The organism is Promicromonospora kroppenstedtii DSM 19349 (assembly GCF_000515355.1).
GTDB lineage: Bacteria > Actinomycetota > Actinomycetes > Actinomycetales > Cellulomonadaceae > Promicromonospora > Promicromonospora kroppenstedtii.
Genome location: NZ_KI911693.1, coordinates 6,170 through 17,480 on the forward strand (window position 1 = coordinate 6,170; position 11,311 = coordinate 17,480).

10 protein-coding genes and 1 pseudogene are annotated in these 11,311 nt (G+C 71.8%); 7 read left to right on the forward strand and 4 right to left on the reverse strand.

All coding sequences use genetic code 11. The features are described from left to right. Together PROKR_RS16835 and guaB are read left to right on the forward strand one after the other, a co-directional pair. Nucleotides 1-691: pseudogene (locus tag PROKR_RS16835) on the forward strand (MerR family transcriptional regulator); the annotation flags it as partial. A 67-nt stretch (nt 692-758) separates the two neighbouring features. Further along, the gene (guaB, locus tag PROKR_RS16840) at nt 759-2,273 is read left to right on the forward strand and encodes an IMP dehydrogenase (RefSeq protein ID WP_036964893.1); all 1,515 of its coding nucleotides are present in this window, start codon (nt 759-761) and stop codon (nt 2,271-2,273) included. A gap of 115 nt (nt 2,274-2,388) precedes the next feature. On the opposite strand, the gene PROKR_RS16845 is transcribed toward guaB, so the two are convergent. Next, nucleotides 2,389-4,002, reverse strand: a complete 1,614-nt coding sequence (locus PROKR_RS16845) for a flavin monoamine oxidase family protein (protein ID WP_036964894.1) — start codon at nt 4,000-4,002, stop codon at nt 2,389-2,391. Nucleotides 4,003-4,354: 352 nt separating this feature from the next. Here PROKR_RS16845 and PROKR_RS16850 point away from each other — a divergent pair, with 352 nt between their 5' ends. Then, the gene (locus PROKR_RS16850; RefSeq protein ID WP_036964895.1) at nt 4,355-4,993 is read left to right on the forward strand and encodes a Rid family hydrolase; all 639 of its coding nucleotides are present in this window, start codon (nt 4,355-4,357) and stop codon (nt 4,991-4,993) included. Between the two features lie 66 nt (nt 4,994-5,059). Here the strand turns inward: PROKR_RS16850 and PROKR_RS16855 are convergent, their stop codons facing one another. After that, the gene (locus tag PROKR_RS16855) at nt 5,060-5,782 is read right to left on the reverse strand and encodes an exonuclease domain-containing protein (RefSeq protein WP_036964897.1); all 723 of its coding nucleotides are present in this window, start codon (nt 5,780-5,782) and stop codon (nt 5,060-5,062) included. Nucleotides 5,783-5,922: 140 nt separating this feature from the next. Here PROKR_RS16855 and PROKR_RS16860 point away from each other — a divergent pair, with 140 nt between their 5' ends. The 4 genes from PROKR_RS16860 (at nt 5,923) to PROKR_RS16875 (ending at nt 9,856) form a co-directional block, all read left to right on the forward strand. Continuing rightward, on the forward strand, nt 5,923-7,047 hold the full coding sequence (locus PROKR_RS16860; RefSeq protein ID WP_036964899.1) for a GuaB3 family IMP dehydrogenase-related protein: 1,125 nt from the start codon (nt 5,923-5,925) through the stop codon (nt 7,045-7,047). A 5-nt stretch (nt 7,048-7,052) separates the two neighbouring features. Then, nucleotides 7,053-7,523 (forward strand): GNAT family acetyltransferase, encoded by a 471-nt coding sequence (locus PROKR_RS16865; protein ID WP_245605859.1) that lies wholly within the window; start codon nt 7,053-7,055, stop codon nt 7,521-7,523. Between the two features lie 113 nt (nt 7,524-7,636). After that, entirely contained in the window at nt 7,637-9,271 is a 1,635-nt protein-coding gene (locus PROKR_RS16870; protein ID WP_036964901.1) for a succinic semialdehyde dehydrogenase, read from the forward strand. Nucleotides 9,272-9,373: 102 nt separating this feature from the next. Further along, nucleotides 9,374-9,856 (forward strand): hotdog fold domain-containing protein, encoded by a 483-nt coding sequence (locus PROKR_RS16875; protein ID WP_036964902.1) that lies wholly within the window; start codon nt 9,374-9,376, stop codon nt 9,854-9,856. A gap of 1 nt (nt 9,857) precedes the next feature. Here PROKR_RS16875 and PROKR_RS16880 read toward each other — a convergent pair whose 3' ends face one another. Both PROKR_RS16880 and PROKR_RS16885 read right to left on the reverse strand, forming a co-directional pair. Then, entirely contained in the window at nt 9,858-10,481 is a 624-nt protein-coding gene (locus PROKR_RS16880) for a SanA/YdcF family protein (RefSeq protein ID WP_051433075.1), read from the reverse strand. A 151-nt stretch (nt 10,482-10,632) separates the two neighbouring features. Continuing rightward, a partial coding sequence (locus PROKR_RS16885; protein WP_211240164.1) for an HD domain-containing protein occupies nt 10,633-11,311 on the reverse strand: 679 nt, incomplete at its 5' end.

Here is an 11,311-nt window from a genome sequence, read left to right on the forward strand (position 1 = left end):
CGGGGGTCCGCGGTCCGCCGCCTCCCCGGCGCCGACGTCGGGCCGGGTGTCCGCCCTGGTCGACGCCGCGCTGGCCTACAGCCGGACCGCCTGCGACAACCTCCTCGTGCTCGGCCCGGAGGGCGACCCGGCCACCTGGTGGACCGAGCTCGTCGAGCCCGCCTGGCTCCGGCTGTCGGAGCGGACGGTCCTGGCCGGCCCTGGTGAGATGCCCGAGGTCGTGCTCGCGACGTCCGCGCTGCGTGCCCTGCGCAACTACATCGAGGAGTTCGAGCGGGTCATGGTCGAGGCGGGCGGCCCGCCGGCCAACCACCCGAGCCGGATGCGCAAGATCGTCCTGGTGTTCGCCGCCCCGGACGAGGTGGTGCCGCTCTCGGCGCACGCCCTCGCCGCCGCGCTGGCCGCCCAGGGTTCGATGGCGCGCATCGTCACGGGTCCCGCGAGCACGCACCGGTCGGTCGAGCTCGTCACTATGGTCCGCCCGACGGCGGTGGTACTGGCGACGACGCAGAACAAGCCGGACCTCGACGTCGTGCACGCGGTGAACGAGAGCTACCCGGAGCTGCCCATCTTCGTCGGACTACGGGCGGACGCCGCCGCGACGGAGCTGCCGTTCGGGCCCACGGTGCAGCGGGTGCGCTCCTTCACGGGGCTGCTGCACGAGGTGCTCGCCGTCATCAAGGCGAGGTGACGCACGCCTCGGGCCGGTACCACGGCCCGGCCGAGATCTGCGGTCGCTGCGGCCGTAGACTTGCTGCATGACGGACCAGACCTCGCCGGGCGACCCGTTCGGTTTCCTCGGGCTCACCTATGACGACGTCCTGCTGCTGCCGGGTTACTCCGACCTGGCGCCGTCGGACATCGACACGACGTCTCGCCTCACGCGCGAGATCTCGCTCAAGATCCCGCTGATCTCAGCGGCGATGGACACGGTCACCGAGTCGGCCATGGCGATCGCCATGGCGCGTCAGGGTGGCCTCGGCGTGCTGCACCGCAACCTCTCCATCGAGGACCAGGCCACCCAGGTCGACCTCGTGAAGCGGACGCAGACCGGCATCATCACGAACCCCGTCACGATCGGCCCGGACGCCACGCTCGAGGAGCTCGACACCCTCGCTGGCCAGTTCCGGATCTCCGGCTTCCCGGTGGTCGACACCGACAACAAGCTCATCGGGATGGTCACCAACCGCGACCTGCGCTTCACGCCCGTCGCCGAGTGGGCCACCACCAAGGTGGACGAGGTGATGACGCCGCAGCCGCTGATCACCGGCCCGGCGGGCATCTCCCGGGACGACGCGACGCTGCTGCTGCGCAAGCACAAGCTGGAGCGCCTGCCGCTGATCGACCCCGACGGCCGCATCACCGGGCTCATCACCGTCAAGGACTTCGTGAAGTCCGAGCAGTTCCCGAACTCGTCCAAGGACGGCCAGGGCCGCCTCATGGTGGGCGCCGCGATCGGCTACTTCGGCGACGCGTGGCAGCGCGCCACGGCCCTGATCGACGCCGGCGTGGACGTGCTCGTGGCCGACACCGCGCACGGCAACGTGCGGATGCTGATCGACATGGTCAAGCGCCTCAAGACCGACCCGGCCACCAAGGACGTCCAGGTGATCGGCGGGAACGTCGCCACGCGCCAGGGCGCGCAGGCGTTCGTCGACGCCGGCGCCGACGCCGTGAAGGTGGGCGTGGGGCCGGGCTCCATCTGCACCACGCGTGTCGTGACCGGCGTGGGCGTGCCGCAGATCACCGCCGTCTACGAGGCGTCGCTCGCCTGCAAGCCGGCGGGCGTGCCCGTCATCGCCGACGGCGGCCTCAAGCACTCCGGCGAGATCGGCAAGGCCATCGTGGCCGGCGCCGAGTCCGTGATGCTGGGCTCGCTGTTCGCGGGCTGCGAGGAGACCCCGGGCGACCTGGTGCTCGTCAACGGCAAGCAGTTCAAGACCTACCGCGGCATGGGCTCGATGGGTGCCATGTCCTCGCGCGGCAAGAAGTCCTACTCCAAGGACCGGTACTTCCAGGCCGAGGTCACCAGCGACGACAAGATCGTGCCCGAGGGCATCGAGGGCCAGGTCGCGTACAAGGGGCCGTTGGCCACCGTGGCGCACCAGCTCATCGGCGGTCTGCACCAGACGATGTTCTACACGGGTGCGCGGACCGTCCCGGAGCTGCAGGAGAACGGCCGGTTCGTCCGCATCACGTCGGCGTCGCTCAAGGAGAGCCACCCGCACGACGTGCAGATGACGGTCGAGGCGCCGAACTACAGCGGCTTCTGATCCTGCCGCCCTGCCGAAGCAGGGCGCGGCGAGGTAAAGCTGGGGCCGGAGCACTGATCAGTGCTCCGGCCCCAGCTCCATCTCGCCACGGTTCCACCGCGGCGAATCGAACCCGTCAGCTCGCCATGACGCGGGCGTGCAGGGCCTGCACCGCGTAGCGGGCCGACCAGAACGCGCCGTGCTGCCACGCGGAGACCTCGGACATCCAGTCGCCCGCGAAGTACACGTTGCCCGCCCCCTGCTGCAGCAGCCGGAAGCCGGCGGAGCTGGTGTTCGGGTAGGCCCAGGCCCCCTCGATGTAGGGCACCTTGTGCCAGGCGATCGAGAACGACGTGTCCAGCTCGCTGCGGTACTTCTCCCCGTGGATCTTCACGCCCTGCTCGACGGCGCGCAGCTCGCGCTGCTTCGGGGTCATGTCGGCGTACGTGCGGGCGTTGGTGCCGGTGTTGTAGTACCCGACCACCAGGCCCTTGCGCTCGCCGTACCCGTACGACGGGTACCAGACGTGGGCAAGGTCCATGTCGGTCTCGGTGATCCCGCCGAAGATCCTGTGGTCGTCCTCCCAGAACCGCGACCTGTACTGCAGGCCGATCTTGCCCGCGGGGGAGCCGACGGCGAACTCGCCGAGCGCCGCGTCGATCTCCGGGCCCCAGTTGGTGTCCCACCGCCGCATCAGGCCCGCCGGCGCCGCGACGACGGCAAAGTCGGCCTCGATCTGACGCGCCCTCCCGTTCCGGGGCATGTATGTGACCTTGACCCCGCGGCCGGTGTTCTCGACCCCGGTGACGGGCGACTCGAACTGCACGTTGTGGGAGCCGATGGCGCGCACCAGGTACTGGTAGGTGGTGTCCATGCCGCCCTTGGGCTGGAACATGAGCATGGACTGCTCCCAGTTGATCTCGAACGGGAAGTACTGGCCCACCTTCGAGGCCAGCACGTCGGAGACCGTGCCGGGTCCGGGCAGCGGCGTGCCGTGCTCGTTCCAGGCCGAGGGGTAGACCTCGAAGCCGCGGTTGCTGCCACCGGCGTAGGTGCCGTCCGACTTGAGCGAACCCCAGCTGCGCAGGAACGAGCGCAGGTTGTCCTTGTCCTCCGCGGTCAGCTTCTGGTCCAGGGCGCCCTGGTCGGTGGCGTGGTGCAGCAGCTCGGACGTGTAACCGAAGACGTCGGCCTTGGCGGTGCGGTAGCGCACCGGGTTGCCCGGCGTCGCGCCGGTCCGCTCGTTGTAGAGGTAGGCGTCGGCGTTCGCGTTGGTGAACACCTCGTACGGCACGCCCAGCTCGCGGATGTAGTCCATGGTGACCATCCACTGCGCGATGCGGCCGGCCCCGGCGTTCATGTAGATGCCGTCGGCGAACCGCGCGGTCTGCTTGACGCCGTTGACGTCGGTCTCGCTGTCGCCGCCGCGGATCGTCAGGGTCCGTCCGCCGGGGCGGTGCCGCGCCTCGAGCACGGTCACGCGGTAGCCGGCCTTCTGCAGCTCGTACGCGGTCGCGAGTCCGGCCGGGCCCGCGCCGACGACGACGACCTTCTTCGTGGACCGGCCGGTCAGCGTGAAGTCGCCGGCCTTCGGGGGGACCCAGGCCTCGGCTCTCGGCTGGGCCGCGGCGCTGGGGGCCAGACCCATCGCGCCCATCGTCGCGAACATGACACCGGCGCTGGAGCCGGCGCCGACGGCCTGCAGGAAGTTACGGCGGGAGACACCTGGGGTGCTCTTCTCGGTGACCACGGTCCCTACCTCTCGTGTCGACAGGCCTGACGCACGCGAACCTCGGCCGGGAAGCCGGGGGCCGCCGTCAGCACCGCGCCGGACGCTATGGACCGAAGATCACCGCTGCGAGTCTCCGCCGTTACTGCACAGTTGCGCGTAGTAACCATGGTGTTTCCGGGTTCCGCCGCAGGTCAGCGTTTCCGCAGGAACGATTCGAACCGCGCTGCGGAGTCGTTCCCGACCCGACCCGAAGTGGACATCCCGCCGAAACTCCCCATGGCTAGCGTCCGCGCCACCCGGTGCCGTCCGCCGGGCCACACCGCATCCGGGCGCCCTCGCGGCCCCCGGCCCGGCCAGATGGAGGAGCACCATGAAGAACCGTGCCGCGCTGATCACCGCCGTCGTCGTCACCGCTGCGATCGCGGTCCCCGGGACCGCGTTCGCGGCCGCCCACGCCTTCCGGCCCGACCCCACGCGCGCCCACTCGTTCGTCACCGGGGACACCCCGCTCATCGCCGACGGCGTGGCGATCGGCAAGAACGTGTCCTGGTACAAGTCCTCCGGCCTCGGCCCGGCCGCCCGGAACACCACGCCGGGGGTGAGTGCCGAGGAGCGGTACATCCCCACCGACGTGTTCCCCGGCGGGGAGCTCCCCGCAGGCGTCACCCTCACCGAGGCCCAGGGCATCAACGCCCTCATGCGGATCGGCGAGAACCTGGACAAGGCGGGGCTGTCGTACGACGACGTCGTCTCGATGCGCGTGTTCCTGCAGAACCCCCGGGGCGCCGAGAAGATGGACTTCGCCGGGTGGAACCGGGCCTACCGCCAGTTCTTCGCGAACACGAACCTGGCCACCGGTGAGGTGCTCGACGTGCAGCTCGGTTCGGCGACGACCGAGCCCATGGTCGTCAACGAGGCGCGGCCGTCGCGCTTCGCGCTGGAGGTCGAGAACCTGCCGGTCGACGGCTGGCTGGTCGAGGTGGAGGTCGACGCCGTCTACCCGCGCTGAGCTGCGGCGGGTTGAGCAGGGCCTCGCCCCGGACACTTCCCGGGGCGAGGCCGCCCGCCCCGCCCGTCAGACGCTCGTCGCGTGCTGCACCGGCCAGGCGCCCGACGCGTCGGGGCCGGTCAGGCCCTGGTCGCGGCGCCACTCGTTGAAGCTGACCGCCCACTGGCGGTGCGCGCCGATCTGCTGCTGGTGCAGGTCGGCCAGGGACATGCGGGACAGCTGTGGGAACCGCCGTGCCAGCGCCTCCAGGACGTCGAGTGTCGCCAGCACGTCCACCTCGGCGGTGTGCAGGTCGCCGTCAGAGGTGACGCCGTACCACTGCGAGAGGTCGCCCAGGCGGCGCTTGCCCGGCCGGTACCGGTCCAGCCAGCGGTCGATGACCAGCGGGTCGACCACCGGCTCGACGGGCCGGCCCAGGCGCTGAGGCAGGGTCTTGAGCCCGTGGCGCTGTAGCTCGGAGTCGAGCAGCGAGAGGTCGAAGGCCGCGTTGTAGGCGACCACCGGGACGCCGTCGGCCAGGTGGGTGGCGAGCTCCGCGGCGATCTCCTCCAGCGCCTCCCGGGGCGCCACGCCGTAGGCCCGGGCGTGCTCGGTGGAGATGCCGTGGATGGCGGCGGCCTCCTGCGGGATCTCCACACCCGGGTCCATCAGCCAGGTGCGCACCTCGGTGCCGGCGCCGGGCGTACGCAGCACGAGAGCCGCGGTGACGATGCGGTCGCCCGTGACGTCCACCCCCGTGGTCTCGGTGTCGAAGCCCAGCAGCGGCCTGTGGATCCAGGTCTCGTTCATGGTGTCCTCCCTGCTCGTCCGGGTTCACCGGTGCGTCCAGGGAGAACCCTGCCACCGCTCACTGACACTGTGGTTCGTGCCACCCCGCACATCACCGAGACACTGCGCGCCGGGTCAGCAGCGATGGGTAGGCTTGGCGGGTGAGCAACGAGATCGAGATCGGACGCGGCAAGCGTGGGCGGCGCGCCTATTCCTTCGACGACATCGCGGTGGTGCCCTCCCGGCGCACACGCGACCCGAAGGACGTCTCGGTCGGCTGGCAGATCGACGCGTACCACTTCGACCTGCCGATCGTCGCGGCCCCGATGGACTCGGTGATGACCCCCGACAGCGCGGTCGCGCTGGGCCGGTTCGGCGGTCTGGGCGTGCTCGACCTCGAGGGCCTGTGGACCCGCTACGAGTCGCCCGAGCCGCTGCTCGCGGAGATCGCGGCGCTGCCCGTCGGCGAGGCGACGCACCGCATGCAGGAGATCTACTCCGAGCCCATCAAGCCCGAGCTCATCACGCAGCGCCTCAAGGAGATCCGCTCGGCCGGCGTCACCGTCGCCGGCGCGCTGACCCCGCAGCGCACCCAGGAGTTCTACAAGACGGTGGTCGACGCCGGTGTCGACCTGTTCGTCATCCGCGGCACCACGGTCTCGGCCGAGCACGTCTCGGGCAACGCCGAGCCGCTCAACCTCAAGCGCTTCATCTACGAGCTCGACGTGCCCGTCGTCGTCGGCGGGGCCTCGACCTACACGGCCGCGCTGCACCTGATGCGCACGGGCGCGGCGGGCGTGCTCGTCGGCTTCGGCGGCGGCGCCGCCCACACCACGCGTGTCAGCCTCGGCATCCACGCGCCCATGGCCACCTCGGTGGCCGACGTCGCCGCGGCCCGCCGCGACTACCTCGACGAGTCGGGCGGCCGGTACGTGCACGTCATCGCCGACGGCGGCGTGGGCCACTCCGGCGACATCGTCAAGGCCGTGGCCTGCGGCGCGGACGCCGTCATGCTCGGTGCCGCGCTCGCGCGGGCTGCCGAGGCCCCTGGCAAGGGCTTCCACTGGGGCCCCGAGGCCCACCACCCGCAGCTGCCGCGCGGCGAGCGCGTCGAGGTGGGCACGGTCGGCACGCTGGAGGAGATCCTCTTCGGGCCCGGCAAGCAGGCCGACGGCACGCTCAACCTCGTGGGTGCCCTCCGCCGCGCGATGGCGACCACCGGCTACTCCGACCTCAAGGAGTTCCAGCGGGTCGAGGTCGTCGTGTCGCCGTACCAGCCACGGTGACGCCCGTGTCGGGTACCGAGCCGCTCGCCCCGGTCCTGGCCGCGGCGCCAGTGGCCGATGGTGAGTTTGTCGAGATCACGGACGCCGACGTCGACCAGGTGGTCGAGCTGTGGCGGGAGTGCGGCCTCACCCGGCCCTGGAACGACCCGCACCTCGACATCGCCGATGCCCGCGCGGGCAGCACCTCGACGGTCCTGGTCGCCCGGGCCGACGGCCGCGTGGCGGCGTCCGCCATGGCCGGGCTCGACGGGCACCGGGGCTGGCTGTACTACGTGGCGGTCGCACCCGAACTGCGGGGCACGGGCCTGGGCCGGGCCGCGGTGGTCGCGGCCGAGGCCTGGCTGGTGGCCCGTGGCGCGCGCAAGATCCAGCTCATGGTGCGCACCACCAACACCGCCGTGCTCGGCTTCTACGAGCGGCTCGGCTACGGCGATCAGGAGACCACCGTCCTGGGCCGCTGGGTCGAGTCGAACTAGCTACGACCGGCGCCACGGGGCGAGATCGCGGCCGTCGCGACCAAGCGCCATGAAAGTCAGTTTCACACACCTATCAATACATGGTGCAGGGTTTTGCGCGTAGGGTGGCCGCCATGATCGACGACACAGCAGCCGACGCAGCAGCGAGTGGTGCCGTCGGCGGGGTGCTCGACCCCGAGCATCCGCAGGGAACCTTCGTTCTCGAGCCCGGCGTGATGGCGCCGCTCGTGGCTCGGATCGCGACCTCCGAGGCTTCCGGCACGCACCGCTCGATGTGTCCGTTCACGGGTGCTCCCCTCGTGACCTTCCCGGTCTCCTCCGCCGACGACGTCGCCGCCAGTGTCGTCCGTGCGCGGGTGGCGCAGCGCGGCTGGGCGCGCCTCTCGGTGCGCGACCGTGCCGGGGTGCTCCAGCGGCTCGGCCGCATCGTCCTGGAGAGACAGTCCGAGGCGCTCGACCTGATCCAGCTCGAGACGGGCAAGTCGCGGCGCGCCGCGTTCGAGGAGATCGCGGACATCGCGCAGGTCGCCCGGCACTACGCCGTCCGCGGTGAGCGCTACCTGGCCTCCCGTCGTGTGCGCGGCATGGTCCCGCTCCTGGCGGGTGTGCAGGTGCACCGCCGGCCCGTCGGCGTCGTCGGCGCGATCGCTCCGTGGAACTTCCCGCTGGTGCTCGCGCTGTCCGAGGCCCTGCCCGCACTGCTCGCCGGCAACGCGGTGGTGCTCAAGCCGGACCCGCAGACCACCCTCACCGCCCTGTGGGCGGCCGAGGCCCTGGACGACGCCGGCCTGCCGGCGGGCCTGTTCCAGGTGGTCGCCGGTGGTCCGGACGTGGGCGAGGCGCTGATCGAGCACGTCGACCACGTCGCGTTCACTGGCTCGACCGCCACGGGGCGCAAGGTCGCCGCACGCGCGGGGGAGCGCCTCATCGGGGCGACGCTCGAGCTCGGCGGCAAGAACGCGCTGTACGTCGCGGAGGACGTGGACGTCGACGCCGCAGTTCCGGGCATCGTTCGGGCCTGCTTCTCGAACGCCGGGCAGCTGTGCGTGTCCGTCGAACGACTGGTGGTGCACGAGGCGATCGCCGACGAGTTCGTGGCCAAGTTCGTGCGCGCCGTGCGCAACCTGCGGCTCGGCCCGGCGCTGGACTACTCGGCCGACATCGGCTCGCTCACCTCCGCCGCACAGCTCGACAAGGTGACCGCGCACGTCGACGACGCGCTGGCCCGCGGTGCCAGGGTGCTCGCGGGCGGGGTGCACCGCGCCGACGTCGGCCCGTACTTCTACGCGCCGACCGTGCTCGACGACGTGCCGGCCCAGGCCGTCGTGGCGCGCGAGGAGACCTTCGGCCCTGTCGTCACGATCACGCGGGTCGACTGCGACGAGGACGCCGTCACGGTCATCAACGACACCGAGTACGGGCTGCACTCCGCCGTCTGGACCCGGGACGTCGCACGGGCGCGGCGCCTGGCCGCGCGCCTGGAGTGCGGTTCGGTCGCGATCAACGACGGGTACACGCTGACCTGGGGCTCGGTCTCCGCGCCGCTCGGCGGCTGGAAGTCGTCGGGGCTCGGCGGGCGGCACGGCGCGGCGTCGATCACCGGCCTGACCCGGCAGCAGACCGTGGTGACGTCGCGCGGTGCCCGGATCGGGGCGACGCTCGACAACCTCTACGGCCTGGGCGGGGACACCCCGAGCAGGGTGCTCACCACGGCGCTGGGGGCGATGCGCAAGCTGCGCCTGCCGTGAGACGAGGGGCTGCACGGCCCCGGGGCGGGTGCTCTCCGGGCCCGGCCGAACTGGTCGTCGAAGGAGTGAACGGTCGTCACCAGGGCGAGTACGCTCACCCGCATGACGACGCAGCTCCATGCCTTCTGGAAGTCCGCCAACTCGCTGCCGGTGGTCGGCGGCCTGCTCGGGAAGCGGATCTTCAGCCTGGCGTACAGCCTCAAGGCCCCGTACTTCGGCACCATCGCCCCGCGCGTGGTCGACATGCGACCGAATTATGGCGAGGTCGTCGTCCCCAACCGCTGGCGCAACCGCAACCACATCGGCACGGTGCACGCGATCGCCGTCTGCAACGGGCTCGAGATGGCCATGGGCTCGCTCGCCGAGGCCACCGTGCCGGACGACAAGCGGTGGCTGCCCAAGGGCATGGAGGTGCGCTACCTCGCGAAGTCGACCGGCGACGTCACCTGCGTGGCCGAGACCGACCAGGCGCAGTGGGACGGCGACGACAAGGACCTGCCCGTGCGGGTGCGCGGTGTGCTCGCGGACGGGACCGTGGTGGTCGAGGGAACGATCCACCTGTGGGTGACGCCGAAGAAGAAGTGAGTCAGCGAGGGCGGCGCCTCGCGACGGAGCGGACCGCGGCCTTCCAGCTCGCCGGCAGCTCGCGCACGTGCCACCAGGCCCACTGCGCCGGCTGGACGCTCGCGGCGCTGACGCCGACACCCACGGCGTCGAGCCCGGCCTCCACACAGGAGTAGAGGGTGCGGCGCAGGTGGTAGTCCTGCGTGACGACGACGGCGGTGCGCACGCCGTACAGGTCGTACGCGCGGCGGCACGTGGCCGTGGTGTTGAAGCCCTCGCGGTCCAGCACGATCGCGTCGTCGGGGACGCCCAGGTCGTTGTCCAGGAGCCAGGCGCGCATCGAGCCCGGCTCGTCGTAGCGGGTGCCGTCGGGGTTGTCGTGGGCGTCGCCGCTCAGGATCACCGTGGGCGCGACGCCCGCGCGGTACAGCTCGGCGCCGCCCTCGACGCGGCGGCGCAGATAGGTCGACGGCGTGCCGTCCGTACGCAGGCCCGCCCCGAGCACGATGACGGCGTCGGCCTTCTCGATCTCGCTCGCGCCGTTGCGCACGCGGGCGTTCCCGGTGGCCTGAACTGCGACGACGGGGACGGTGAAGGCGACGGCGAGCACGCCCGCGACGACGGCGGAGACCTTGAGGGGAGTCACGCGGGGAACGCTACCGCGTGCGGGGCGGTGGGCTGTCGCGGGGCTGGGTTGGGCCCGCTGATGGGTGGTCGGCAGAATGTCAGGTGGTCGGCATTCCGAGGAGCCGACCATCTGACATTCTGCCGACCGCCCGACGACTTGCCGACCGGGATCAGGCGGCCAGCAAGGCCAGCTCGGCGGCGAGGTTCGCCGTCGCGGCGTCCTGCCAGCGGGTGGTGCCCGGGGCGGTGCGGAACAGGGGGCCGCCCGCCAGCAGGCCGCGGAGCACCTCGGAGCGGCCCGCGCGGAACAGCGGGTCGGGCACGTCGCAGTACTCGGCGCGGACCTGGTGCGTGTAGCGCGTGTAGACGGCGGGGCTGCCGCCGAGCACGGCCAGGTCGGCGTCGCTGACCAGGCCGCCGACGACGTCGTCGGGCGCCGGGTCGTGGGCGGCCGTGACCATGACCAGGCGGGTGATCTCGTCGATGTCCTTCGAGGCGATCCCGGCGTTGGTGAGCGGCCCGAGCAGCTCGGCGACGAGTTCGGCGGACCGCTCCTCGTCCTGCTGGGCGACGCCGTCGTGCACCGCGTCGTGGAACCAGACCGCGAGTCGCGCGTGCCAGAGGCCGCGGTCGTCGATGCGGCTCTCGGCCGCGACGACGTCGAGGGCGTCCAGGGCCGCAGCCAGGTGGAACGTCGTGTGGTAGACCCGGTGCGGCTCGCGCCAGCGGTCGACCAGGTCGGTGCCGGCGTCGCGGGCCAGGCTCGGGTCGGCCCACAGGGCGTCCCACCGGCTCAGGAGCGCGGCGCGCTTGGCGCGGTTCCGCTCGGCGCCGGAGACGCGCAGGCCC

What these genes read in the sequence shown, in the direction of transcription:
- guaB (WP_036964893.1), top strand. Translation starts at nt 759, where the DNA reads ATGACGGACCAGACCTCGCCGGGCGACCCGTTCGGTTTCCTCGGGCTC.
- PROKR_RS16850 (WP_036964895.1), top strand. Translation starts at nt 4,355, where the DNA reads ATGAAGAACCGTGCCGCGCTGATCACCGCCGTCGTCGTCACCGCTGCG.
- PROKR_RS16855 (WP_036964897.1), bottom strand. Translation starts at nt 5,782, where the DNA reads ATGAACGAGACCTGGATCCACAGGCCGCTGCTGGGCTTCGACACCGAG.
- PROKR_RS16870 (WP_036964901.1), top strand. Translation starts at nt 7,637, where the DNA reads ATGATCGACGACACAGCAGCCGACGCAGCAGCGAGTGGTGCCGTCGGC.
- PROKR_RS16875 (WP_036964902.1), top strand. Translation starts at nt 9,374, where the DNA reads ATGACGACGCAGCTCCATGCCTTCTGGAAGTCCGCCAACTCGCTGCCG.